Here is a 25,043-nt window from a genome sequence, read left to right as displayed (position 1 = left end):
ATGAGCTTCACCGAGTTTCTGCGCAGCTAACCCCCTCCCGGCGTTGTTGCCCTGCCTCGCCGTACGACTTGTACTGCCTGTGGCGGCACAGCCAGACCGTGTCGCCGTTGCCGTGCCGGTAAGCGACCGTTTGGCCGCAGCCGTTTTGAGAGAGGGAGACGTTAGAGCGAGCGCTCCAGCGGCCGCGCAGCAACCGGCTGCAACCAGCGATGCAGCAGCCGGCTGCTCAGCGGGATGAACACGAATACCATCACCGGCGTCATCATCAGCGTGCTCAGCAGCACCCGCCAGAACACCGGCAGGCTGGCCAGCTTCTCGCCCAGCAGCAGGCTGAAACACAGCGACACCGGGAAGAACACCAGCCAGATCGTCACCGCCTGCTTCCAGCGCGGTGGCGGCGTCACGCCGAACCAGTGGTCGAGGCCGCGCGCGCAGTGCACGCGGCTGTGCCGCACCAGGGCGGTGCCTTCGGCCAACCAGGCGCGTCGTTGTGGGGAGCCGGCCCAGCGCGCGAGGCTCGCCTCGTCGGCGAAGCGGAACAGGATCTGATAGGCGTCGCCGCCCGGCGGCGGCGCAAACACCCCGGCGCCCAGATAGCCGGCAAAGCCGGCCGCGAGACGCTCGCCACGCTCGGTCCAGGCGGTGAAATCGGCGTAGCGCGACGGCGCGACGCGGCGGATGATCAGCAGGGTGACGGGCACGGTGGTCGTATCCATGTCGGGGATCTCCGGAATGGGGGCGGTGGCAAACCCGGTATGGGGGCCCATCCAACGCGCCGGCCCCCGGTCGGGGCGCGGCGTCCTGACCAAGACAAGCAATCGGCATACCAAACTATTCGGCCAACCTTGCTGCAGGGCTCTCCACTCGCCCCCATCCGCCCTCCTTTGCCGCCTCCCTGCGACCATGCAATGCAAAACGCCCACCGTTCTGGTGGGCGTTGGCTTGCGACACGACTCGATGAGTTCAGAGCACTTCGCGGGCGATCTCACCGATGAACTCGCCGTCTTCCTCGTCGACGACTTCGACCGGACGATCCGGCAGGATCAGATTCAGCGTGACCGCCACCAGCGCGCCGACGGTGATGCCCGAGCCGAACACTTCCTTCACGAAGGCCGGCAGTTTGGAGAGCAGCTCCGGACGGACCGTCACCGCCAGGCCGCAACCGATCGACACGGCGATAATCAGACCGTTGCGCTTGGTGTGTTCGACCTTGCCGAGCATCTGGATGCCGGCCGACACGATCATCGCGAACATCATCAGCCCAGCGCCGCCGAGTACAGGCTGCGGAATCGTCACGATCAGCGCGCCCAGCACCGGAAACAGGCCGGCCAGCAACAGCATGACGCCGGTCAGCGCCACCACATGGCGGCTGGCCACGCCGGTCAGCGACACCACGCCGACGTTCTGCGCAAAGGTCGACACCGGCGGGCTGGACATCAGCGCGGCGAACGCCGAGCCCACGCCGTCACACAGGATGCCGCGCGCCAGCTTCTTGCCCGGCATCGAGGTTTGTGTCGCGGCGCCCAACGCCATGAAGGTGCCGGTGGTCTCGACGATGGTCACCAGGAAAGCGATCGACATGGCGACGATGCCCGAGATCGGGAAGCTCAGCCCGAAGTGCATCGGCTGCGGCACGGCAAAGATCGGCGCGTTATGGAACTGGGTGAAGTCGATCATGCCCAGCGACAGGCACACCAGATAGCCGATCACGATACCGATCACGACCGCCGATGCGGAAATGATGCCCTTGCCCCACTGCACCAGCGCAATGACCAACAACAGCACGAAGCCGGCAATCGCCAGGTTGCCCGGCTCGCCGTAGTGGCTGCTGCCGAAGCCGCCCGCCGCCCAGTCGATCGCCACCGGCGTCAACGACAGGCCGATCATGGTCACCACCACGCCGGTCACGGCATGTGGAAACAGCTTGCGAATCGTCGGCATGAAGAAGCTGCCGATGATCATCACCAGCGAGGCCACCAGCGATGAGCCCAGAATCCCTGGAACGCCATGCTCGAGACCGACGCTAATCCCAGCACCGACAAAGGCAAAGCTGGTACCCATCACACAGGGCAGGCGGATACCGATCGGCCCCACCCCCTTGCACTGGATGATCGTCACGATGCCCGAGCCCAGCAGGGCCGCGTTGACGAGTGCTACCACCTGATCTGCCGGGAGCTTCAGCGCCCCGCCGACCACCAGGGGCACCGCGATGATGCCACCCAAGGCCGCCAGCAGGTGCTGGGCTGCAAGCAGGATGGTGGTTAGTGTCGGAGGACGATCCTCCACTTTGAAGAGCAACTGTTCCATTCTGGTTTCTCCTAGTCTCGGCCGGTGTTCCCCGACTCAAGGTTGTCATTGGCGCTACTTGTGACCATCTTCACTATTCCGCATTATGGATGTCAATTCCATTTTAAGAATTTTTTTAAAGAGATAAGATTTCGTGCAACGCCAACTGTGGCAATCATCAGTAGAACAGCGCGGCATGTCCGGCAAGACCCTAGCGGAACAAGGAAGAAGACAAAACGGAACTGCATTCCGATAACAACAGAAGCAGAGTGGGACAACGGCGCAACAGCGCGGCGCCTTCGGCCAACCACGCGCGCCGTTGCGGGGAGTCGACCCAGCGCGCGAGGCTCGCCTCGTCGGCGAAGCGGAACAGGATCTGATAGGCGCCCAGATAACCGGTAAAGCCGGCCGCGAGGCGCCGCCACGCTCGGTCCAGGCGGTGAAATCGGTGTAGCGCGACGGCGCGACGCGGCGGGTGATCAACAGGGTGACGGGCACGGTGGTCGTCGAGGACATGGCGGGGTCTCCAGCAAGGCAATCCAGGTCGGCCCCGGATCAGGGCCGCCCACAGCGCCGGCTCCCGGTCGGAGCGGCGTTCCTGCCAGAGATGAGCAAGGTGCATACCAGCGGCCAACTTCGCCGCCCAACGACAACGGGCCACCCGACAAGGGTGGCCCGCTCTCTACTCGGCCGCTCGCCTTACCTCTGCGGCAGCTCGTTCGGCCGCAGCTCGAACACCAGCACCTCGGCCGCCTCGCCGTTGGCGAAGCTCAGCGCGTCTTCATGGCGCACCCGCACCCCGTCACCCTCGTTCAGACGCGTGCCGTTCACCTCGATGCTGCCGCGCGCCACCTGCACGTAGGCGTAACGCTGCGGGCTCAACGTCAGCGTGGCCGACTCCGCGCCGTCGAAACAGCCGGCCCAGACGCGCGCGTCCTGGTACACCGACAGCGAGCCGTCCGCTCCGTCCGGCGAGATGATCAGCCGCAGCCGGCCGCGCTTGTCCGCCTCGCTGAAATGCACCTGCTGGTAGCGCGGCGCGACGCCCTGCCGGTTCGGCACGATCCAGATCTGCAGGAAGTGCACCGGCTCGTTGTCCGACGGATTGAACTCGCTGTGGCGGATGCCGGTGCCGGCGCTCATCATCTGCACGTCGCCCGGGCGGATTTCCGAGCCGGTGCCCATCGAGTCCTTATGCGCCAGCGCGCCGTCCAGCACGTAGGAGAAGATCTCCATGTCGCGGTGCGGATGGGTGCCGAAGCCCATGCCCGGCGCGACCTTATCGTCGTTGATCACCAGCAGGTCGGAGAATCCCAGCTGCTGCGGGTCGTAGTAGTGGCTGAACGAGAAGCTGTGGTGCGAGTCGAGCCAGCCGATCCGCGAAATGCCGCGATCCTGCGCCTTGCGAAGTTCCAGCATGGTGTCCTCCTTGTCGGTCCCGCCGCACTCGATTCGAAATCATCGACAGGCCACACGACCTTGTTGTCGCGTCGCCACGGCAGGAATCATGGTTCATGGCGTTATTATTCGGCTTTTCGGCCCGGTCCGCCGCGAGTGTTTTGCACTACACTGATCGAAAATATCGAAAGGTATCAGTGCCATGTTGAGACTCACGCTCGACGCGATCCAGACCATCGACGCGATCGCCCGCCACGGCTCGTTCTCGGCCGCCGCCGAGCAGCTGCACAAGGTGCCATCGACGATTTCGTACACCGTCGCCAAGCTGGAAGAGCAGCTCGGCATGCGGCTGTTCGAGCGGCTCGGCCAGGGGGTAGCGTTGACCCGAGTCGGCGAGGAGCTGCTGAACGAGGGCCGCTGGCTGGTGCAGGCGGCAGGCGACCTGGAAAGCCGGCTGCGCCGGGTGGCGATGGGCTTCGAGGCCGAGCTGCGGCTGGTCTACGACGCGGCGATCCCGGGCGCCGCGCTGATCCCGGACATCGCCGCGTTCGAAGCGCTGCAGTGCGGAACCCGGCTGCGCCTGGCGACCGAGACGATGACCGGCAGCTGGGAGGCGCTGAAGGACGGCCGCGCCGACCTGATCATCGCCGCCGGCGAGGGGCCGAGCGGCGGCGGCTACCAGGCACTGCCGGTCGGTACCATCGATTTTGCGTTCTGCGTCGCGCCCGGCCACCCGCTCGCCGGCGCCAACCAGCCGCTCGCCCGCGAGGAGCTGCTGCGCCACACCGCGATCGTCGTCGCCGACAGCGCGCGCAGCCTGCCCTCGCGCACCATCGGCCTGTTGTCCGGCCAACCCCGCCTGACCGTCGGCGACATCCGCACCAAGATCGCGTTGCAGGCGGCCGGCCTCGGCCACGGCTTCCTGCCGCGGGCGCTGGTGGAACGGGAGTTGGCCGAAGGGGCGCTACTCGAACTGACCGTCGCGGAGGCGAAGCCGCAGGAGTCGTTCTGGCTCGCCTGGCGCCCCGGCGACAACGGCGCGGCGCTCGAGTGGTGGCGAGCGCGGTTGAACCGGCCGCTGCTGCCGGCGCTGTTGCACACCAGCTGACCCGCCCCAGCCGCGGCAATGCAACAGCAGAGGCGCGCGGCAACCCGCCTATCTTCACGCCGCAACCCCCACCCTAACGCCATGACCAACAACGCCTATGTCATTAGCTTGATGCATTTGCTATGGTAGGTTGATCAGCAGTGCTCCGCCGCTTACTCAATGAAGGGGTTTTCCATGGCCTGGTTCGTCCGCCGCTCTTTCCTCGACGCCCTCTCCGATGCCATCTTGAACGCCAAGGCCGACGCCCCGCCGCTCTGGCCGGTGCCGCGCCATGCCCGCGAAAATACGCTGCTGCAGGCCCAGCGCCGCCATTGGGACACCCTGACCGCCGCCATCGACGAGGCGCGTGCCCAGACCGGCACGCTCAGCGCCAGCGAGGCGCAGACGCGGGAGCAGCTGGCCGCGCAGCAACAGGCCATCGCCGAGCTGCAGCTGCGCTTCGATCTGGTCAACGCCGCGTCCAGCGAAGGGCTGTGGGACATGACCGTGGTGGCCGGCGACCCGGTCAACGCCGCCAACGCGTTCTGGTGGTCGCCGCAGTTCCGGCAGATGCTCGGCTTCCAGGACGAGCGCGACTTCCCGAACGTGCTCGGCAGCTGGGCCAACCGGCTGCACCCTGAAGACCGCGAACGCACCCTCACCGCCTTCGCCGCCCACCTGAACGACCGCAGCGGCCGTACCCCGTACGACGTGATTTACCGCCTGCAGCTGAAGGGCGGCGAATACCGCTGGTTCCGCGCCCGCGGTGCCACCCGGCGCGACGCCGGCGGCGTGCCGCTGCGCGTGGCCGGCTCGCTCGCCGACATCACCGAACAGCGCGGACGCGACGCCGAGCTCGACAAGACGCTGACCCGCTTCGAGCTGGCGCGCGAACTGCTGGTCGAGGGGCTATGGGACATGGAGGTGGTCGCCGGCGACCCGGTCAACCCGAAGAACGCCTTCTGGTGGTCGCGCCAGTTCCGCCAGCTAATCGGCTTTACCAACCAGTCCGACTTCCCCGACGTACTCGACAGCTGGGCCTCGCGCCTGCACCCCGACGACAAGGACGCCACCCTCAAGGCCTTCGAGGCACACCTGACCGACCGCAGCGGCAACACCCCGTACGACGTCGAATACCGGTTGAAGTGCAAGGACGAGCAGTACCGCTGGTTCCGCGCCGTCGGCCAGACCCGCCGCAGCGACGACGGCGCACCGCAGCGCGTGGTCGGCGCGCTGATCGACATCCACGCCGAGAAGAGCGTCGCCGAAAACAACGAGGTCAAGCTGCAGCACCTGCAGCTGGAAAAGAGCCTGAGCGAGATCGCCGGCATCGTCGTGACCATCCAGCAGATCGCCAACCAGACCAACCTGCTGGCGCTGAACGCCGCGATTGAAGCGGCGCGTGCCGGCGAGGCCGGTCGCGGCTTCGCCGTGGTCGCCGACGAAGTGCGCAAGTTGGCCGAACGCACCCGCGAGGCGACGCTGGTGGTCGAGCGGATGGTGCAGCAGCGGGAGGGTGGGAAGTGAGGGGCTAACGCAAAGCTGAGGGGCGCGCCGCCAGGCGCGTCCCTCTCAAGCGCCGTGTTAGAAAGCGCGACTGGGGCTTGCCCCTGAACGAAAGCAAATGATGCGCGATGTAACCCCCCAAAGCCTGATAGCGGTAACCCGAGTAAGAATACTGGACCCGAACTTTTTACCGTGGAACAGGACTCATGGGGCCCGCCGGGAGGTGCTGCGCCAGGAAGCACCCCAGCGCCTCGCGCCATGCCTCACGCGTGAACAGAAAGCCGTCGTTATGACCGCCGGCCAGCTCCAAAAACGCTTTCGGCCCCTTGACGGCGGCAAACAGCCGCTCGCCGTGGCGAAACGGCACGATCTCGTCCTGGCGGCTGTGGGCAATGAGCACCGGGCTCGAGACGTGCCCGAGGAACTCCAGCGCGTCGTAGCGGTAGCGCGCGAGCCACCGCGCCGGCAGCCAGGGATAGAGCTCCGCCGCTAGCTCCGGCACCGAGACGAAGCTCGAGGCGAGCACCAGCGCTCCGGGGCGCTCGGCTGCGGCGAGCCGGGCGACGACGGCGCCGCCGAGGGACTCGCCCACCAACACGATGCGCTCGGGCGGGAATCCCCGCTCCGCCACGAGGTGGCGCCAGGCGGCGCGAGCATCGGCGTAGGTGCCCTCCTCGCTCGGCTTGCCTTCGCTGCGGCCGTAGCCGCGGTATTCGAGGAGCAGAACCGAGTAGCCGAGGCGGTGGAACATGAGGGCGTAGTCCACCCGGTGGGAGATGTTGCCGGCGTTGCCGTGGGCGAGGAGCGCGGCCCCGCGCGCCGCCGGCGCGGGGACATACCAGGCCTCGATCCGGACCCTGTCTTCCGTCGTCAACCATACCGCCTCGTAGTCGAGCCCGGCGTCCTTGGGCGTCAGCAGAATCTGCCGCCCCTCGTCGGGGAAGTAGATGAGGTGCCCCTGCAGCACGAATACGATGGCCAACAGCACGGCATATGCCGCGCCGCCCACGGTCAACATTTTTAGCAAGGCTTCCATGGCCTGCGCCGAAAAATGGGGTCAGACTCCATTGATCTTGATCCCGACTAACAAACAAATCGCGTCCGACCCCATTTATCGTCTCCTCGGCTGCGGAAATGCTGGATGAGCGTACTGGTCTATGTATTCGCTCCTTCAAGAACCTTACAGCGTGATGCCCCATACGGTCGGGCGATATCGTGCGCTCTAACGCCTGAGTTAAGGGGCCGACAAAAGCGCCAGCTTTTGGCGGCCCCGCTTGAACGAACAGTTAGGCACAAACCATTCCTACGACCTGATGCCCAACAACACCTGAAACCGCGCTTTTACGTCAAACAACCAGAAACCGTCAGAACCTTGAAACCCCGCCGGCTTGCCCCACCGGAGCAAACCGTTCAACGCCTGACCCGCTTACCCGGTGGGGAAAACGGAGGGCTCCGACGAAGAGCACCAAAACAAATAACTGACGCCTTCGGCCAACCTGCTGAAACCGCCAAAACGCTAAGGTTGGCCGAACCTCTTTGGTTTTAGCGCCTAACGTCAAAGCTGAGGGGCGCCGCGCTTTTTGCGGCGTCCCTCTCCAGCGCCGTGTTAGGCAACACTGCTGTTAATCGAGACTGCCCCCAGTTTCTTGCAAACCTTCCTTAGAGCTGCCCTTCTCCCGGATCCTCCAGCTTGCTTTGTACGCGAAAACTCGGTGAAACTGCGCCACCGATAAAGGATACCCTGCAGGGACCTTCGTTGCGCACGAGATCGAGATAATGCTGGTACATGACAAACGACGCATGGGCGGTACCGGTTTTTGAACTGACATCGAAGGTGTTGGGCGGCAGGGCGCCCGTCGAATCGACGAAAACCAGATTGAGGGTATGCCCGTTGCCGCAATGGAGAACGATTTTTCCTTCTTGCTTGCCTCCGATTGAATACAGGTTGACACGGTAGTGTTCAAGGATTTCTGACATTTGGCTCTCCTTTGTTGAATGCTGCGCTAACCATGAAGCTTAGAAGTTGCCAGGAACCGCAGCAACTCAAGGCTTTGATCGTACAGCCAGCTTCCTTATCTGGAGATAAACACGTAGACGCCAACTGTCGTTACCAACAGCGACCCGACCACCGCCAGCGCCATCGTGGCATCAGCCGAGCGCGGCTCAATGAGTGATACCTCCGTCGCCTAACGTTGGACATAACCGGCGCCGAAGCGCAGCGGAGGGAACGCAAAAGCGTAGCTTTTTGGCGTCCGGTTGATGGAATTGTTAGCCTCTTTTCCTGCACAGTTGGTCGACTTTCTTTAGTAGCGTCGGAATCCTATTGCTCCCGTGCATGGCCAATATGTTGGCCTTTGCTGTCGCAAGGTCATCACCAACACTTGTAATGTATAGCGGTCTCTTGCTGCCACCTCTGAATATCTCAAATTCCGGCCCTATTTCTGGGAACGGTGTTTTTGCCACACCAATTACTTTGGTCTTGCCGTGCAATGCATCATAGAGATGCCTTCCTAAGCCGGGCTTCGAATACCCGTCCAAATACACATACCCGTCAATAACCATGTAACTAGGGGTCAAACTATGCTCTTGGAGCAGGCGCAGAATGCATGGAAGCTCTCGTTTAAAGAACTGACCCGGAACATACTCATCAACAGCAGCAATTCTGCTGACACATATTCTTTCGGGGCTGCCTGCTCCCCATTCTTCAAAGAGGACGGCTGCAGCGGTGCCGCCACCCTTTTCGTAATGAACATCTACAGCCAGTATCACCGCCAGCCTAACCCTTCAAACTTGTACAAAAAGGGGCTAGGCATTGATTTCATAGCTGCGAGCATCGATCTCAAATGGTGCATTCTCGTACCCAAAGTGGTCAATCTGTTGAAGGTAAACAGGCAGGTAGGTGGCTATGGAACCTGCTTGCTCATACTGATAGACGTGACGACATTCATGCGACAGCAGACGCGCGTTGTCGTAACCATAACAAATGTATATACCATAGCCGAGAGTAAGTCCGACCATGTCGAGGCCAAGCAGGCCGGTGGCCAATGCTGCTTGTTGAAGTTGCGGATCAGACGGCATTGGCAGCTGACTCACCAATAAAACGCGGATGAGTTCAGGATGCGCAACACCAACCCGCCGTGCGAGAGAGAGTCCCATCTCATCGAGCGGCGTACCTGAAGGCGCAATTTCAGCGGCACATTGCTCCGCCCAAGCAATCGATTTGGGTAAAAAAAATGGCAGCGCGGAACGGAGGTCGAAGGTCATAAATGCCTAACGAATCAGCTAACCGGCACGCGGCGTTTGCGCGTCCGGTTGAGCGCCTTGTTGGGGCGATTCATTTTCCGACAAGTACGGCCACCAATGCAGTAGCTGCACTGACCACGGATGCGACAGCTGAAATCACTGCGATTATCCACAGCTTGTTTTCTCTTTGAGACCGTTCTGCCTCGATAAGCCTGCGCTGCAACTCATACTCATCTGCTGGTTTGCCACTGCGAGAAACGCTATGAGATATAGGCGGCGCAGAAACATCAACACCAAGCGCCTGACACTTTTGGAGCAAATCATTACCGGTTGGCAAATGCTTCATTGCACGCCCTAACGCTTTACATAACCGGCACCGGAGTGCGCAGCACGGAGGGAACCCCAAAGCCGTAGGCTTTGAGGTGTCCGGTTGATGGAATTGTTAGGCATCACCCCCGCTCATTACTCAGGGATCTCAGCCTCGACCAATTGAGCAAGAAGGGTAAGCGATTCTTGCCAACCGAGATAACAAGCCTCGGGCGGAATAGCCTCAGGTATCCCTTCTTGCACTATGTTTACTTCAGTACCGCAAGACACTTTTTTCAAAGACACTGTCGTTTGCATTTCCCCCGGCAAGTTCGGGTCGTCGAATTTATCTGTATGCCGAATTCGCTCGTTGGGCACCAACTCCAGATACTCTCCGCCGAAGGAATGAATGTTTCCCGTGGTGAAGTTCATGAACGACATCTTGTAAGTGCCGCCGACTTTGGCGTCGATATGGTGAACCTTGCCCGTGAAACCATTTGGGGGAAGCCATTTGACCATTGCGTCGGCATCGAGGAACGCTCGATAAACTCTTTCCGGTGTTGCTCTGAGCACGCGATGAAGCCGAATTGTGTTCGTAACCATAATTCCTTCGCCTTTCCTTGCGTTGTGATGCCTAACGCCTGAGTTAAGGGGCGCGCCACGCGTGGCGCGTCCCAGCGCCCGAATGGCGCGGCTTCAACTAATTGTTAGCCAATTAAGTCTTTAAACGATTTCATTTGCCCCCAGGGAAGCTATCAACATATTTAATTGTGAAATCAGGAAAACTATCTACGATCTTGACCTTAAAATCGGGGAAACTGTCTACAACCTGCCATTCACCAGGTCTATTTAGTAGACTATTCACAATTTTCACTTTTAGATCAGGAAAACTATCCACAACCTTTACCTTGTAGTCTGGAAAACTATCCACCAACTTTATCTTGCCGAATATTTTGGACACGTCCGGTTTACCCATAATGCTTCTTTTACATATAAAGTTACACAGACCGGCTTCAATTTGCTAACTAAAATTAGACGTTCTAAAAGACGTAAAACAACGCGTCGGCAGCCATCTGCTTCGGCTCCAACCACGCCGGAAAGCATGCCACACAACGATCTATGACATAAGAGACAACATAAACACGCATATAAACATATAGCATACACACCCGCTTCGAAAGGTTGGCCGAATCGCCCCCAGACACAAAGAGGGCCGGTCCCCGCCAGGGAGCCGGCCCTTCGGCCCGACCGACCGGTCGGGGTCAGGCCGCGGACAAGTCGGCGACCAGCGCGGCGCGGCGCGGATCGCATTCGGTCCGGTTGAACGTGTGCTTATGCACCAACGACGCACGAAGGCCTAGTTCGGCTAACCGCTTCGCCGAAGCCACTTTGTTGCGGGACGGCACCATAAGGTGATCAAGATGAACGGTCATCGTGCTCTCCTGTTCTTGAAGGGGCTGGTGTCGGGTTGCAAGTGACGCCCAACGCACGAGTTCAGCCACCGTTTTGCCCGCAGCGAAGCGAAGGCAAGACGGTCGGCTGAGCGCCTTGTTGGGCGCCTGGGATAGTGGAGCCGGAAGAGCCCAATGTGTTATTCCGCTACGCTGACGCCCGAGCCACCCATCTCCTTCGGGAGGTCCTTCATCTTCGGCAACCCGTCCTTGATTCGCAGCTTCGTCTCCTGATAGTGGACATGGACGCCGGCGTGGTATGGGAAGTCTGGAATAACAGCCGCATACACATCGGTGAGCCCCATGCCGGGATGCTCAGTGAAGAGGTGGCCTCCACATGTTTTGCACCATTTTCGATAACTGTGCGGCGTCTTGTTGTAAGTGCCGATGCTGTCTGCTCCCTGCGTGATCTGCACCGCTTCGGGTTTCCATAAAGTGAAGGCGTTGACAGGCCCCGCCGACCAGCTTCGGCACGACTCGCAATGGCAATAACCCATTCCGGCTGGCTCACCGCTGACCGTGAACTGAACCGCGCCGCAAAAGCAGCTGCCTTTGTAAGTTTTTCCGTTGCTCATGATGCACCTCCTTGGGTGGTTTGCACGAAGACAAGATACGGAGTGCAGGCTTTGGCCAGGATCAACTCCGGCGCGAAATCTCCTAGATTCTTGCATGCCCAACGCCTAGGTTAAGCGGCGTGCCCGCGAAGCGGGCATGTCCGCTTGAACCGATTGTTAGGCGCCAACGCTGTGCTCACACGGGCCTGCCTGATACATGACTTGAGAAGATGGTTATGACATGCCCGGCCGGCTCACGGACCCGGAAGATCTCGTGATCGATGGACGGCATGGCCTCGATTGGCGTGGGGGCGAGCCCCTGCGATGTAAAGAGTTGGTGAGCCAGACGAATATCATCAACCATTAAGTCGAATGGGGCATTGCCTGGAACTACCTTGCTCTTGAGCATAAGGATTAGATGCGTTCCTCCACGCAGCTCAAAGATGGCCACTTCCGGTCCCTGATACACGGGCCGCATGCCGATCGTGCGCATGAACTGAGCAGATTCGTCCAGTCGATCTGTCTCTAGGGCCACGTGTCCCACCCAGACCGGAGGCCGCAGATCGTTCTCGCTCATGTGCATTCCTCCAGACAATACCTTTGACGCCTAACGACCAAGCTCAGTAGCGGCCGCCGCGCCACGGAGCAAGGCGTTCCCGAAAACCAACGGCGCGGCGGCCGTCTGCTGCTGCGACTGGTTAGGCCAAACACCTGCGTTTCGGCGACATGCGTGCTCAGGCCTCCTTGACCACGCCCCGCTCGCCTTCCAGTTCCACGGGCGTGATGTAGTCACAAGGCATGTTCATCTTCTCGAACCAGGCGGCCAACGCCTGCTCGTCGGGGGCTTCCATGATGCAGAAGACTTTGCCTTCGGACAGGTTGAGGAAGCTCCGGTATGGCCGCACCGTCGGGTCATTCTGTGCGGCCTGGGCCAGTTGGTTGACCTGCTCGCGCTGAAGCGCTCCGGCAGGCATCGTGTGACTGCTCATGAACTTCGGCATGATTGGTTCTCCTTTCGACCTCGATATGACAAAAACTCGGCCTTATGTCTGAATTAAGCCACGCCGCTTAGCGGCGTCGGCTTGAATGAATTGTTATGGAGCGGCCTAGTAGAACGAAACATCATTTGAAAGTGTTAGCGCTCATAGATCTACGATCATTTCGAAGCCGCCATAGATCAAACGCTTACCGTCAAACGGCATCGGATTATTATCTGGCTGCAATCGTGGATCAGCCATGGCCTTCTCCATGCCATGGTCACGTACTTTGCGCGAAGGCCAGATGATCCAGGAAAAAACAACGGTTTCATCAGGTTTGCATTTAACCGCCATGGGAAAGGAAGTGACTTTGCCCTCAGGCACATCGTCGCCCCAGCACTCGACTAACTTTAGTGCTCCATGCTCCTTGAAGACGGCAGCCGCTGCCTCCGCATGTTGCTTGTAGATTTCTTTATTTGCCGTGGGCACGGCGACGACAAACCCGTCAACGTATGACATTTCAATCCTCCTCTACCTGCGTGGACTATTGAATGAGTTTCAACAAACTGACCTTAGGCCAACGCCAGATGGTCGGCTACCGCTCCATAACCAAGATTAGGCATCCTAAAAGACGTAAAAAAAAGCGTCGGCAGTCGTTTGCTTCGGCTAAAACCACGCTGGCGTGCTTACCACACAATGCTCCATGACAAAAGAGACTCCGTAAACATACAGGTAAACATGTCGCGTACAGGCCCGCTGCGCAAGGTTGGCCGAACCGGTCGGCACAAAGAGGGCCGGTCCAGAGGGATGCCGGCCCGTTGGCCTGATGACCGGTCGGGGGTCAGGCCGCGGTCAAGTCGGCGACCAGCGCGGCGCGGAGCGCGTCCGGCAGCGGATCGCATTCGGCCCGGTAGTGCGGGTGGTCGACGCCGGCGGCCAGCGCCGTGCCGGCCTGCGCGGCGGCGGCCATCGCCGCGGTCAATTCGAAGCGCAGGAAGTGCACCGCGGCGGTCTTGTCCGGCGTTTCGCGCTGCAGGTCCTCGTTGGCGATCGGCGTGACTCGCTCGTAGCCGGCCACCTGCAGCCACACCGCGCGCTCGACGCCGATCAGCCGGGCCAGCGCCGCGCGCCGCTCGGCGACGTCGTCGTACTCGATCATCAGCGTCGCCTTCCAGTTGCGCCCGTCCGGGATCAGCGGATTGTAGACGTCGAGCTCGTCCTGGATCAGCGCCGGCTCGTAGATGCGTTCGAGCCGCAGCATCTCCTGCACCTGGTACTGCATGGTCAGCGCGTCCTCGAAGAGCAGCGTGAGGTGTGGGCCGAGCGCCAGGCGGCGCTGCTGTTTGTGCTCGATCACCCGCGCGCGAAAGGTCGGCCGAACGCGCGCGTACTCTTCCAGGCTGTACAGGTCCTGATGGGTCAGTGCGGTCATCTTTCTTCCCTTCTGGCCATCACAGGCCGTAGGCACGGCGCAGCAGCGTGATCGGGTGTTCCGCCTCGCGACCGTCGGCGACGGCGTGCTCGATGTGGTGGCCGGCCATCACGCAGTCGCTGCCGTAGTGGTCGGGCTCGGCGCGCTTCACCCGCTCGGCCACCGGTTTGACGATCTGCATCGCGTGCGGGAACGTCTCCGTCTTCACCGCGTAGGTGCCGTCGTGGCCGGAACAGCGCTCGATCAGCTCGACCTCGGTGCCCGGCACCAGCGACAGCAGGTCGAAGGTCTTGTGGCCGATGTTCTGCACCCGCTGGTGGCAGGCGGCGTGGTAGGCGATCTTGCCGAGCGCGGCGGCAAAGTCGGTGCGCAGCAGGCCAGCCTTGTGGCGCAGCATCAGGTATTCGAACGGGTCGTAGAACGCGTCGCGTACCTTCCGCACCTGCGCATCGTCCGGGAACATCATCGGCAGCTCGTTCTTGAACATCAGCACGCACGATGGGATCAGCGCGGTCAGGTCCCAGCCCTGGTCGACCAGTTCGGCCAACATCGGCACGTTGTGCTCCTTGGCGCGCCGCACCGAATCGAGGTCGCCGAGCTCGAGCCGCGGCATGCCGCAGCAGCGCTCCTGGCCAGCCAGCATCACCGGGATGCCGTTGTGCTCGAACACGGCGAAGAAGTCCTCGCCCGGCCCCGGCTCGTTGCGGTTCATATAGCAGGTGGCGAACAGCGCGACCCGGCCGCGGGTCTTGTCGGTCGGCACCGCCGATTCGACGGTGTGATGGCCGCGCATCCGTTTCTGCAGCGTGCGGCTGTGGTACTTCGGCAGCCGGGCGTCGGCGTGCACGCCGAGCACCCGCTCGAGCGCCTTGCGCGCCGGCCGGTAGCGGTTGGCGGCGTTGACGATCTCGGCCACCACCGGGATGCCGGCGAGCGTGCCGACCGCGTCGGTGCTGGTCAGGATGCGGTCGCGCAGCCGGACGTTGCCCTGCCGGTATTTGATCGCCTTGGCGCGCAGCATCAGGTGCGGGAAGTCGACGTTCCACGGGTGCGGCGGCACGTACGGACACTTGGTCATGTAGCAGAGGTCGCACAGGTAGCAGTGGTCGACCACACGGGCGAAGTCGGACTTGGCGACGCCGTCGATCTCCATCGTGCTCGACGCGTCGACCAGGTCGAACAGCGTCGGAAACGCATGGCACAGGCTGACGCAGCGGCGACAGCCGTGGCAGATGTTGAACACCCGTTCCATCTCGGCGAGCAGCGCGGTCTCGTCGTAGAACGCCGGGTCGTCCTGACCGAGCGGATGACGGGTCGGCGCGTCGAGGTTGCCTTCGCGCTTGTCGGTGGCCATGGTTCCCCTCCTAGTAGGGGGAGGCGCCCGGCCCGGCCGTGGCCGGGCGGCTGTCGCTCACAGGTCTTGCAGCTCGCTCAGCGCCTTGGTGTAGCGGTTGGCGTGCGAGCGTTCGGCCTTGGCGAGGGTTTCGAACCAGTCCGCGACTTCGTCGAAGCCTTCCTCGCGGGCCACCTTGGCCATGCCGGGGTACATGTCGGTGTACTCGTGGGTTTCGCCGGCGATGGCGCTCTTCAGATTGTCGACGGTACGACCGAACGGCAGGCCGGTGGCCGGGTCGCTGCATTGTTCCAGGTATTCCAGGTGGCCGAAGCCGTGGCCGGTCTCGCCTTCGGCGGTGGAGCGGAACAGCGCCGAAACGTCGTTATAGCCTTCGACGTCGGCCTTGCCGGCAAAGTAGAGATAACGCCGGTTGGCCTGCGACTCGCCGGCGAAGGCATCCTTCAGGTTTTGTTCGGTTTTGCTGCCTTTCAGACTCATGGCTTTCACCTCGCTTGGCAGATGGACAGGGGCGTCGTCGAACACCCGAAGTCGCCGCAGAGTCGGCCCGGGCGAAGAGAACCCACGCCCGGATGGGCCGACGGCGTCCTGCCGGCGACTCTTACCCTAGCCTAGACGGCCGAGCCGCTGAAAGGCAGTTGATTTTATTAAAGAAACGGATAGCCGGCGGCGATCGGGCGATCCGCGCCGGCGCCGTCCGGTCAAACCTTCCTCTATCGGCCGCCGCCGACCCGACTGGATTGGGGAAAACGCGTACAGCCGGCCATGCCGGCCGCTTATAGAATCGGCCACACAGCTATCTTCCATCCGCGTCGTACCCCGCCAGTGATAAGGCGGGGGCGGCGCGTCTTTCTCTCCCGGGGACCTACGATGACACTTCGCGCCAGAGTCTGGCTATTGATTGGAGCGGCCCTGCTCGGGCTGGTGGTGATCGCGACGCTGGCGCTGCACACGCTGCGCGCCAGCATGCAGGACGAGCGGCGCGCGCAGATCGAAACGATGCTGACGATGGCCGAAGGGGTGGCCAAGCACTACGCCGACCTCGAGGCCAGCGGCAAGCTGTCGCACGACGAGGCGCAGCGCCAGGCCAAGGAAGCACTCGGCGCGTTCCGCGCCGGCGACAACTACCTGTTCGTGCGCTCGCGCGACAACCGCCTCTTGGTGCACCCCAAACCGGAGCGGATCGGCAAGGAGGACAAGGGAACCCGACTGCCGGACGGCCGCTACACCTCGGAGGCGTACGCCGACGCGCTCGCGCACGCTCACCTCGGCTACGTCGAGATCCTCACCGCCCGTCCCGGCGGCACCGAGCAGCTGCCCAAACTCAACGGCGTGCTCAACTTCGAGCCGTGGCAATGGATGATTGGCGTCGGCTTCTTCACCGACGACATCGACGCGCAGTACTGGCGCCACGCCGGCACCTTCGTCGCGGTCGGCGCGCTGCTGATCGCGCTGGTGGCAGCGCTGGCGCTGCAGATGTCGCGCCGGATCCAGCAGCAGCTGGGCGGCGACCCGGCCTACGCGGCGGAAATCGCCGGCGCGATCGCCGAGGGCGACCTGAGCCACCAGATCGCGCCCGCCCCGGCCGACAGCCTGATCGGCGCGATGCAGTGGATGCAGGGCGAGCTGCGCGGCATGGTCGGCCAGTTCAACCAGGCCGCCGCGCAGCTGGCCGAGGCGGCCGGCGCGCTGACCGAGGAGATGGCGCAGATCAGCGACGGCGCGCGCCAGTCGTCCGAATCGACCGCCGCCACCGCCGCGGCGATCGAGCAGATGGCGGTCAGCGTCGACCACGTGTCGAGCAGCGCGCGCGACACCGAGCAGAACTCGCACCAGGCGGTGGCGCTGGCCGCCGACGGCGAACGGCTCGCCACCGACGCGGCCGGCGAGATCGAACGGGTGTCGCACGACGTCGGCGACGCGACCGAGCTGGTCGGCGGCCTGGTCGAGCGCTCGCGCGAGATCGGCGGCGTGGCGGCGGTGATCCGCGACATCGCCGACCAGACCAATCTCTTGGCGCTGAACGCCGCGATCGAGGCGGCGCGCGCCGGCGAGCAGGGGCGCGGCTTCGCGGTGGTGGCCGACGAGGTGCGCAAGTTGGCCGAACGCACCGCCAGCGCCACTCAGGACATCACCCGCACCATAGAGACGGTGCAGAGCGATACCGACCAGGTGGTGGCGCGGATGAACCAGGTGCGCAGCCAGGTCGGCACCGGCGTGGCACTGGCCGGCCAGGCAGCGTCGGCGTTGCGCGAGATCAGCGGCAGCGCCGAGCTGACGCTCGCCAAGATCCGCGAGGTGGCGATGGCGACCAAGGAGCAGAGCGAGGCCGGCAACAATATCGCCGGCAATATCGAGCGGATCGCGCAGATGATGGAGGAGTCGGACGCGTCGCTGCGCCAGGCGCACGAGCAGGTTGGCCGGATCGAAGAACTGGCGCAGCAGCTGCACCGTTCGGCCGCCCGCTTCAGGCTCTGAGCGCGAAGCTCTCGGCCATGAAAAAGCCCGGCGAGAGCCGGGCTTTTTTCGTGCCGAACGCCGCGCTGCGACTCAGTGCGCCGGCGCCAGCACCCGCGCGCTGATGCCGCGCGCCAGCTCGTGCTCGCCGACCACCGCATGGCCGGCGCCGAGCTCGGTCAGGTGCGCGGCCTCGGCGTCCGAATGCGCGCGCGCCACCACCTGCAGCGCCGGGTTCAACGCCCGCGCGTGCGCGACGATCTGGCCCGCCTCGAACGCGTTCGGGATCGCCACCACCAGCCAGCTGGCGCGCGCGATGCCGGCGGCGGCGAGCAGCTGGTCGGCGACTGCGTTGCCGTGCAGCACCGGCGCACCGTGGCTTTCGGCCAACTGGCTGCAGTCGGCATGGTCCTCGATCACCACGAACGGCCGGCCGGCGGCGGCGAGCTCGGCGCCGATCAGGCTGCCGACCCGGCCGTAGCCGACCAGCACGGTGTGGCCGGACAGCGTCGCCGCCGCAAGCCGCGCCTCGTCGCCCTGCTCCAGCTCGTCCGGCAGCGGCTTGGCCTCGGCCAGACGGCTGGCGTAGCGGTCGAGCAGCGTAAACAGCAGCGGGTTGATCAGGATAGACAGGATCGCGCCGGCCAGGATCAGGTCGCGGCCGGTGGCCGGCAGCAGCTTCATCGTTATGCCGAGCGAGGCGAGGATGAACGAGAACTCGCCGATCTGCGCAAGGCTGGCCGCGATGGTCAACGCGGTGTCGCGCGGATGGCCGAACGCGCGCACGATCAGGAACGCCGCCACCGACTTGCCGAGCACGATGATCAGCACAGTGGCGAGCAGCGCCAGCGGTTCGCGCAGCAGGATAGCCGGGTCGAACAGCATGCCGACCGAGACGAAGAACAGCACCGCGAACGCGTCCCTAAGCGGCAGCGACTCCTCGGCGGCGCGGTGCGCCAGTTCGGACTCGCTGAGGATCATGCCGGCGAAGAACGCGCCGAGCGCGAACGACACGCCGAACACCAGCGTCGCGCCGAAGGCGAAGCCGAGCGCGATCGCCAGCACCGCGAGGCGAAACAGCTCGCGCGAGCCGGTGTCGGCGATCCGCGCCAACAGCCACGGAATGAAGCGCTTGCCGACCACCAGCATCAGCGCAACGAACGCCACCACCTTGCCGATGGTGATCGCGAGCGTGGTGACCAGGCTGCCCTCGCCTGCCGCCGCACCGCTGGCGCCGAGCACGCCGCCGAGCGCCGGGATCAACACCAGCGCCAGCACCATCGCGATGTCCTCGACGATCAGCCAGCCGACCGCGATCTTGCCGCGCCCGGTCTCGACCAGCCGGCGCTCCTGCAGGGCGGTGAGCAGCACCACCGTGCTCGCCACCGACAGCGCCAAGCCGAAGATCAGCCCGCCGCCGACACCCCAGCCCATCGCCCAAGCGAGCCCCATCCCCAACAGCGTCGCCACCGCAATCTGCACCAGGGCGCCGGGGATGGCGATCATCTTCACCGACAGTAGGTCTTTCAGTGAGAAGTGCAGGCCGACGCCAAACATCAGCAGGATCACACCGATCTCGGCCAGCTCCGGCGCCAGGCTCTGGTCGGCGACGAAGCCGGGGGTGAACGGGCCGGCGCAGATGCCGGCGAGCAGGTAGCCGATCAGGGGCGGCAGGCGCAGCCGGTGCGCCAGCGTGCCGAAGATGAAGGCCAGGACCAGGCCTCCGACGATGGTGGCGATCAGCGGGGTGTGATGGGGCATAGGCATTGATTCCGGTAATCGGTAATAGGGTGAAAACCTACGTCGACCGGAATGTCATACCAAAAGCATTAATTTTCCGACGACATAGATTAAACAAACTCGATATAAAAACGACCGGTAAAACCGTTGCAGAGTTCCGGCAATGGACAAATTTTGCCGACACGTCCGCTATCGGCTGGGTTTCCGATCAATATCAGCAAGTTAACGCTGGTCAGAGAACGGCGAACCGAGCCACATCGGCCCAACCAGCCAAGCCCATCCGAAACAATGTCAAACAGCTATTAAGATAGTTATTGGATAGCAATGATACTGCTTTGATATTGTTCGCATAACACAAAAAAACATACCGATAAAATAAATACGCACGCACCGGCCGGCCCTTGCGTTATAGAACGTCGAGGCGACGAAGCCCGGCTTGCCTTTGCACCCCGCTTCGGCCAACCTCAGATCAATGTGGTGCCGATCCGGTGACCCGTCATCGACGGCAAAGGGGGAAGGTAAAGATGGAAGGACGCGAACTATTTGCCCGACTGCCCTCGATCGACCGCCTGCTGGCCCTGCCCGAACTACAGGCCAGCCACGCCCGCCACGGCCAGCAGGCGCTGGCCGACGCGCTGCGCCGCCTGCTCGACACAGCGCGGGCGCTGATCCGCAGTAGCGCCCGCCTGCCCGACTGGCTAGAGCAGCCGGAGCGGCTCGCCGAGCGGGTCGACGCCGAACTCGCCGCGCGCCGCCGGGTGTCGCTCGCGCCGGTCTACAACCTGACAGGCACGGTGCTGCACACCAATCTGGGCCGCGCCACCTTGGCCGAAGAGGCGGTGGCGGCAGTCGCCGCCGCGATGCGCGAGCCGGTGGCGCTCGAGTACGACCTCGACGGCGCCGGACGCGGCCATCGCGACCGGGTGGTCGGCGAGCTCTTGCGCGAGCTGACCGGCGCCGAGGCAGCCTGCGTGGTCAACAACAACGCCGCGGCAGTGCTGATCCTGCTGTCCAGCGTCGCCGCCGGGCGCGAGGTGATCGTGTCGCGCGGCGAGCTGGTCGAGATCGGCGGCGCGTTCCGCATGCCCGACGTGATGCGCCAGGCCGGCTGCCGGCTGGTCGAGGTCGGCGCGACCAACCGCACCCACGCGAAGGACTACCGCAACGCGATCGGCCCGGACACCGCGCTACTGATGAAGGTGCACACCAGCAACTATGCGATCGAGGGCTTCACCAGCAGCGTCGCCGAGGCGGAGCTGGTGGAGCTAGCGCGCGAGCACGGCCTGCCGGTGGCGACCGACCTCGGCTCCGGCGCGCTGGTCGATCTTCTGCCGGCCGAGCCGATGCCGCAGCAGATGATCGCCGCCGGCGTCGAGCTGGTGAGCTTCTCCGGCGACAAGCTGCTCGGCGGCCCACAGGCCGGGCTGATCATCGGCAAGAAGACCTGGATCGACCGCATCCAGCAGCACCCGCTCAAGCGTGCGCTGCGTTGCGACAAGATGACGCTGGCGGCGCTGGAGGCGACGCTGCGGCTGTACCTGGAGCCGGAGCGCCTGGCCGAACGGCTGCCGACGCTGAGAAAGCTGAGCCGAAGCACGCAGCACAGCCGCGCGCTCGCCGAACGGCTACTGCCGGCGCTGGCCGCGTAGGCGGGCGATACGGCCGACGTCGCGATCGAGCCGTGCCTGTCGCAGATCGGCAGCGGCTCGCTGCCGGTCGATAGGCTGCCGAGCATGGCGCTGACCTTGTCCCCTCATGATGGCCGCGGCGGCACGCTGGAAACGTTGGCCGAACGGCTGCGGGCGCTGCCGACGCCGGTGATCGGCCGGCTGAAGGACGGCAAGCTATGGCTCGATCTGCGCTGTCTGGAGGACGAGGCGGGCTTTGCCGCGCAGCTGACTGTTTAGAGCCGCTAACAAAACTCAGCGTAGCGATCCTGGCTAGGCGCCCTGCCGCAGGCAGTACAAGTAGTACGACAAGGCAGGGCAACAACGCCAGGAGGGTTTTGTTAGCGGCTCTTAGGCGTGCAGACGGGTCCAGGCTAGGATTAGCATCGCCGCGGCGACCGTCCAGCACAGCGCGGCCGATACCAGTGCCGGCACCAGCGGCAGCCGGTCGGCCAGCCAGTACAGCGACAGCAGATACGCCGCGTACGGCAGGATCGCCCACAGCCCGAACACGATGGTGGTCTTCAGCGCCGCGACCGAACGCTCCGAACCGACGATGTAGTGCGCGATCAGCGCAAAGGTCGGAAACAGCGGCACCAGGCCGGCGATGTAGTAGTTGCGGGTCTTCGACAGCAGCGCGATCAGCACCACCACGGCGCCGATCGCCGCCTTGAACACGAGATTCATCAACACTTCCTGGCAGGCAAAGCGGCATTCTACCTGCCGGCGTTTTCGCGGACCGCCCCCATGATCATCGCCACCGCCGGCCACGTCGACCACGGCAAGACCGCCCTGCTCGCCCGCCTCACCGGCGTCGACACCGACCGCCTGCCGGAAGAGAAGCGCCGCGGCATGACCATCGAGCTCGGCTACGCCTACCTGCCCTTGCCCGACGGCCGCGTGCTCGGCTTCATCGACGTGCCCGGCCACGAACGCTTTCTCGCCACAATGCTGGCCGGCGTCGGCCGCATCGACCACGCGTTACTGGTCGTCGCCGCCGACGACGGCGTGATGCCGCAGACCCGCGAACACCTGGCGATCCTGCAGCTGCTCGGCGTCGAGCGACTGACCGTAGCACTGACCAAGTGCGACCTGGCCGACGCCGCCCGGCTCGCCGCGGCGCACGCCGAGGTCGCCGCGCTGCTGGCGCCGACCCGCTTCGCCGGCAGCGCACCGCTGGCGGTGTCGAGCGTCAGCGGCGCAGGCATCGCCGCGCTGCGCGACGCGCTGATTCCCTGCTCCGAACACCAACCGGATGCCCGGCGCTTCCGGCTGGCGATCGACCGCGCGTTCACCTTGCAAGGCGCGGGGCTGGTCGTCACCGGCAGCACCTACGGCGGCACGGTGCGGGTCGGCGACACGCTGTGGCTGACCGGCCGCGACGTGCCGGTTCGGGTGCGCGGCCTGCACGCGCAGAACCGCCCGGCCGAACGGGGCGGCGCCGGCCAGCGCCTGGCGCTGAACCTGGTCGGCGACGTCGACAAGCACCAAATCCAACGCGGCGATTGGCTGCTGGAACAGCCCCCGCCCGCACCGGCGGCGCGGGTGGCGGTGCGGGTTTCGGCGGCGCTGGAGAGGCCGCTGCAGCACTGGCAGCCGCTGCACGTGCATCACGCCGCCAGCCACGTCACCGGCCGGCTGGTGCTGCTAACCGGCAGCACGCTCGACGCCGGCGAGACGGCGCTCGCCGAGCTGGCGCTCGATGCGCCGCTCCACCTCGCCGACGGCGACCGGCTGATCCTGCGCGACATCGGCGCGCGCGCGACGCTGGCCGGCGCCACCGTGCTGACACTCTCGACGCCAGGCCGCGCCAAGCGCAGGCCGGAGCGGCTGGCGCTGCTCGAGTGCCTCGCCGCGGCCGGCGCCGACCACGACGCGGCGCTGACCACCTTGGCCGAACAGGCGGCGGTGCCGCTCGCCGACTTCGGCTGGGCGCGCCAGTTGAGCGATTCGGTCTTGGCCAGCCTGCCGACGCTGGCGCAGCTGCGCCGGGTCGGCCACGGTAGCGACGCGCTCGCCTATTCGCCGCGGCGCTGGCAGGCGCTGGCCGACAGTCTGCTCACGCGGCTCGACGCCTTGCACCTGGCCGAGCCCGGTTCGCTCGGCGCCGGCCGGGCCCGCTTAAAGCGGCTGGCGCTACCCAAGGAGCCGGACGGCGCGGCACATGCGCTGATCGACGAACTGGTGGCCCGCGGCGAGCTGGTCAACAGCCGCGGCTGGCTGCACCGTCCCGGCCACGTACTGGCGTTCGACGACAAGGAAGAGCGGCGCTGGCAGCAAGTCGCGCCGCTGCTCGGCGACGGCAACGAGCCCTGTTGGGTGCGCGACCTGGCGCGCGACGCCGGCGAGGACGAGGAGACGGTGCGCCAGCTATTGAAAAAGGCGGCCCGGCTCGGCCATGTGCAGGCGATCGTTCCCGACCGCTACTTCCCGCAGGCGACGGTGGAGCGGCTCGCCGCCGAACTGCACCGACTCGCGAAGGAGCACGGCCAAGTCGACGCCGCGGCGTTTCGCGATGCGATCGGCGTCGGCCGCAAACTGGCGATCCAGATCCTGGAGTTCTTCAATCGCAGCGGCTATACGCGGCGGCTGGGCGACCGACATCTATTGCGCGATCTCGGCCTGTTCTAGCCCAGCGCCACGCCGGGCGTGCCGGCATCGAGCCGGAACGGCTGCACGCTACCGACGCCGGCTTCGGCCAGCTGAAACAGCAGGTAATCGATGCCCGGCTGTGGCGACGGCAGGTCGGCATGGGCGCGCTCGCTGACGAACACCGCGTGGCGGGTCGCGTCGGTCAGCTTGTGCCGATCGGACTCCAGCCAGTTCATCGCCCGACACACCACCCGGTCCCCACCGTCGAGCCACACCACATCGCCGGCGAGCGGGCACTCGGCCGCGTCACGGCCGAGCGGCACGAACGACTCGTCGTCACGCGCCAGCGTCAGCTGCAGCGCACCGCGCAGCGTGTCGACGTCCTCGCCGCCGAACGGCGCGAGGCTCAGCAAGGACGCGACGTTGTACAGGTCGACCAGCGGGCTGATCGGGCGCAGCTTACCACGGGCGGCGGCGCTGGTGAGGTAGGCGATCGAACTGCGCGCTCGCCTGTCGGCGGGAAACTGGCGGTACACCGCCTGCCAGCCTTCCACCGCCGCCTGTGCGGCCAGCGGGTCGAGCTCGGGCAAGGCGGCAGTAAGCGAGAAGTCGGCCAGCGCAGCCACCGGGCAGTCGCGGACCAGCAGGCCGTACACCGACAGCTCGGGAAACGACGCCAACAGCGCGTCGGACAGGGACAGTTTCATCGCGGCCTCCAGGGGTTCGGCAAAGACCCAGCTTAGCCGGCGCGACAAAACCAATACAGCTAATTGATTTTACGATATATAAATATAGCTAATGATTCGAGACACGAAACACGGGTGAAAACGGTATTACACCTGCATCGCCAAGCCTGAATCGCGTCGCTATACTCGACGAGTGGTGCACGGAAGGCAGTCGCTCCCGGTGGGGCGGCCGGGCTTCAAACCCGGTGGGGGCCGCCAGCGGTCCCGGGCAGGTTCGACTCCTGTTGCCTTCCGCCAGTGCGTCCTT

Annotated in this window: 26 protein-coding genes, 1 tRNA gene and 1 pseudogene; 6 read left to right on the top strand and 22 right to left on the bottom strand. The window is 64.3% G+C overall.

What is annotated here, in order from left to right; translation table 11 throughout:
* Positions 1-161: 161 nt before the first annotated feature.
* The 4 genes from ACZ2IA_RS10085 to ACZ2IA_RS10070 all read right to left on the bottom strand — a co-directional run bounded on the left by ACZ2IA_RS10085 (position 162) and on the right by ACZ2IA_RS10070 (position 3,705).
* A complete protein-coding gene (locus tag ACZ2IA_RS10085; RefSeq protein WP_470292447.1) occupies positions 162-716 on the bottom strand; it encodes a putative antibiotic biosynthesis monooxygenase in 555 nt (184 codons plus the stop codon).
* 247 nt (positions 717-963) lie between these two features.
* Positions 964-2,307 (bottom strand): nucleobase:cation symporter-2 family protein, encoded by a 1,344-nt coding sequence (locus ACZ2IA_RS10080; RefSeq protein ID WP_470292446.1) that lies wholly within the window; start codon positions 2,305-2,307, stop codon positions 964-966.
* 190 nt (positions 2,308-2,497) lie between these two features.
* On the bottom strand, positions 2,498-2,908 hold the full coding sequence (locus ACZ2IA_RS10075) for a putative antibiotic biosynthesis monooxygenase (RefSeq protein WP_470292445.1): 411 nt from the start codon (positions 2,906-2,908) through the stop codon (positions 2,498-2,500).
* A 77-nt stretch (positions 2,909-2,985) separates the two neighbouring features.
* On the bottom strand, positions 2,986-3,705 hold the full coding sequence (locus ACZ2IA_RS10070) for a pirin family protein (protein WP_470292444.1): 720 nt from the start codon (positions 3,703-3,705) through the stop codon (positions 2,986-2,988).
* 181 nt (positions 3,706-3,886) lie between these two features.
* On the opposite strand from ACZ2IA_RS10070, the gene ACZ2IA_RS10065 reads away from it, so the two are divergent.
* Positions 3,887-4,792: a LysR family transcriptional regulator gene (locus ACZ2IA_RS10065; RefSeq protein ID WP_470292443.1), complete on the top strand. Its 906-nt coding sequence runs from the start codon at positions 3,887-3,889 to the stop codon at positions 4,790-4,792.
* A gap of 174 nt (positions 4,793-4,966) precedes the next feature.
* The gene (locus tag ACZ2IA_RS10060; protein WP_470292442.1) at positions 4,967-6,298 is read left to right on the top strand and encodes a PAS domain-containing protein; all 1,332 of its coding nucleotides are present in this window, start codon (positions 4,967-4,969) and stop codon (positions 6,296-6,298) included.
* Positions 6,299-6,464: 166 nt separating this feature from the next.
* Here the strand turns inward: ACZ2IA_RS10060 and ACZ2IA_RS10055 are convergent, their stop codons facing one another.
* From ACZ2IA_RS10055 to ACZ2IA_RS09985, 15 genes are all read right to left on the bottom strand, one after another.
* Positions 6,465-7,313: an alpha/beta hydrolase gene (locus ACZ2IA_RS10055; RefSeq protein ID WP_470292441.1), complete on the bottom strand. Its 849-nt coding sequence runs from the start codon at positions 7,311-7,313 to the stop codon at positions 6,465-6,467.
* 623 nt (positions 7,314-7,936) lie between these two features.
* Positions 7,937-8,254 (bottom strand): hypothetical protein, encoded by a 318-nt coding sequence (locus ACZ2IA_RS10050; RefSeq protein ID WP_470292440.1) that lies wholly within the window; start codon positions 8,252-8,254, stop codon positions 7,937-7,939.
* Between the two features lie 291 nt (positions 8,255-8,545).
* The gene (locus ACZ2IA_RS10045; RefSeq protein ID WP_470292439.1) at positions 8,546-9,046 is read right to left on the bottom strand and encodes an endonuclease V; all 501 of its coding nucleotides are present in this window, start codon (positions 9,044-9,046) and stop codon (positions 8,546-8,548) included.
* 36 nt (positions 9,047-9,082) lie between these two features.
* Positions 9,083-9,541 carry a hypothetical protein gene (locus ACZ2IA_RS10040; protein ID WP_470292438.1) on the bottom strand — a complete coding sequence of 153 codons (459 nt, stop codon included), beginning with the start codon at positions 9,539-9,541 and terminating at the stop codon, positions 9,083-9,085.
* 70 nt (positions 9,542-9,611) lie between these two features.
* Complete coding sequence (locus ACZ2IA_RS10035; protein WP_470292437.1) at positions 9,612-9,866, bottom strand: hypothetical protein; 255 nt, start codon at positions 9,864-9,866, stop codon at positions 9,612-9,614.
* Positions 9,867-9,982: 116 nt separating this feature from the next.
* Positions 9,983-10,429, bottom strand: coding sequence for an SRPBCC family protein (locus tag ACZ2IA_RS10030; protein WP_470292436.1), 447 nt, complete (start codon positions 10,427-10,429; stop codon positions 9,983-9,985).
* A 130-nt stretch (positions 10,430-10,559) separates the two neighbouring features.
* Positions 10,560-10,802, bottom strand: coding sequence for a 7(1) septoil knot domain-containing protein (locus ACZ2IA_RS10025; protein WP_470292435.1), 243 nt, complete (start codon positions 10,800-10,802; stop codon positions 10,560-10,562).
* A 286-nt stretch (positions 10,803-11,088) separates the two neighbouring features.
* On the bottom strand, positions 11,089-11,259 hold the full coding sequence (locus tag ACZ2IA_RS10020; protein ID WP_470292434.1) for a VOC family protein: 171 nt from the start codon (positions 11,257-11,259) through the stop codon (positions 11,089-11,091).
* A gap of 158 nt (positions 11,260-11,417) precedes the next feature.
* Positions 11,418-11,852, bottom strand: coding sequence for a GFA family protein (locus ACZ2IA_RS10015; RefSeq protein WP_470292433.1), 435 nt, complete (start codon positions 11,850-11,852; stop codon positions 11,418-11,420).
* Positions 11,853-12,027: 175 nt separating this feature from the next.
* Positions 12,028-12,408, bottom strand: a complete 381-nt coding sequence (locus ACZ2IA_RS10010) for a VOC family protein (protein ID WP_470292432.1) — start codon at positions 12,406-12,408, stop codon at positions 12,028-12,030.
* 157 nt (positions 12,409-12,565) lie between these two features.
* Positions 12,566-12,832: a nickel-binding protein gene (locus ACZ2IA_RS10005; RefSeq protein ID WP_470292431.1), complete on the bottom strand. Its 267-nt coding sequence runs from the start codon at positions 12,830-12,832 to the stop codon at positions 12,566-12,568.
* Between the two features lie 141 nt (positions 12,833-12,973).
* Positions 12,974-13,327 carry a DUF1428 domain-containing protein gene (locus ACZ2IA_RS10000; RefSeq protein WP_470292430.1) on the bottom strand — a complete coding sequence of 118 codons (354 nt, stop codon included), beginning with the start codon at positions 13,325-13,327 and terminating at the stop codon, positions 12,974-12,976.
* Positions 13,328-13,649: 322 nt separating this feature from the next.
* A complete protein-coding gene (locus ACZ2IA_RS09995; RefSeq protein WP_470292429.1) occupies positions 13,650-14,240 on the bottom strand; it encodes a DUF3501 family protein in 591 nt (196 codons plus the stop codon).
* A 19-nt stretch (positions 14,241-14,259) separates the two neighbouring features.
* Positions 14,260-15,594 carry a heterodisulfide reductase-related iron-sulfur binding cluster gene (locus tag ACZ2IA_RS09990; RefSeq protein WP_470292428.1) on the bottom strand — a complete coding sequence of 445 codons (1,335 nt, stop codon included), beginning with the start codon at positions 15,592-15,594 and terminating at the stop codon, positions 14,260-14,262.
* A 57-nt stretch (positions 15,595-15,651) separates the two neighbouring features.
* A complete protein-coding gene (locus ACZ2IA_RS09985) occupies positions 15,652-16,074 on the bottom strand; it encodes a rubrerythrin family protein (RefSeq protein WP_470292427.1) in 423 nt (140 codons plus the stop codon).
* 390 nt (positions 16,075-16,464) lie between these two features.
* Between ACZ2IA_RS09985 and ACZ2IA_RS09980 the strand changes: the two genes are divergently transcribed.
* Positions 16,465-18,072 (top strand): methyl-accepting chemotaxis protein, encoded by a 1,608-nt coding sequence (locus tag ACZ2IA_RS09980; RefSeq protein WP_470292426.1) that lies wholly within the window; start codon positions 16,465-16,467, stop codon positions 18,070-18,072.
* 72 nt (positions 18,073-18,144) lie between these two features.
* Here ACZ2IA_RS09980 and ybaL read toward each other — a convergent pair whose 3' ends face one another.
* Positions 18,145-19,812, bottom strand: a complete 1,668-nt coding sequence (gene ybaL / locus ACZ2IA_RS09975; protein WP_470292425.1) for a YbaL family putative K(+) efflux transporter — start codon at positions 19,810-19,812, stop codon at positions 18,145-18,147.
* A gap of 503 nt (positions 19,813-20,315) precedes the next feature.
* Here ybaL and selA point away from each other — a divergent pair.
* Positions 20,316-21,698: pseudogene (gene selA / locus ACZ2IA_RS09970) on the top strand (L-seryl-tRNA(Sec) selenium transferase).
* 111 nt (positions 21,699-21,809) lie between these two features.
* Here selA and ACZ2IA_RS09965 read toward each other — a convergent pair.
* Positions 21,810-22,145, bottom strand: a complete 336-nt coding sequence (locus ACZ2IA_RS09965) for a GlpM family protein (RefSeq protein ID WP_470292424.1) — start codon at positions 22,143-22,145, stop codon at positions 21,810-21,812.
* Positions 22,146-22,205: 60 nt separating this feature from the next.
* Here ACZ2IA_RS09965 and selB point away from each other — a divergent pair, with 60 nt between their 5' ends.
* Complete coding sequence (gene selB / locus ACZ2IA_RS09960) at positions 22,206-24,089, top strand: selenocysteine-specific translation elongation factor (RefSeq protein WP_470292423.1); 1,884 nt, start codon at positions 22,206-22,208, stop codon at positions 24,087-24,089.
* Here the strand turns inward: selB and ACZ2IA_RS09955 are convergent.
* The gene (locus ACZ2IA_RS09955; RefSeq protein ID WP_470292422.1) at positions 24,086-24,757 is read right to left on the bottom strand and encodes a B3/B4 domain-containing protein; all 672 of its coding nucleotides are present in this window, start codon (positions 24,755-24,757) and stop codon (positions 24,086-24,088) included. The genes selB and ACZ2IA_RS09955 overlap by 4 nt on opposite strands.
* A gap of 181 nt (positions 24,758-24,938) precedes the next feature.
* Here ACZ2IA_RS09955 and ACZ2IA_RS09950 point away from each other — a divergent pair.
* Positions 24,939-25,033 (top strand) — tRNA-Sec (locus ACZ2IA_RS09950).
* The last annotated feature ends 10 nt before the right edge of the window (positions 25,034-25,043 follow it).

This window comes from Crenobacter sp. CS_VA4, assembly GCF_055597485.1.
Note: the sequence above shows the minus strand (reverse complement) of the source record. Positions and strands in the feature narration are given on the sequence as shown.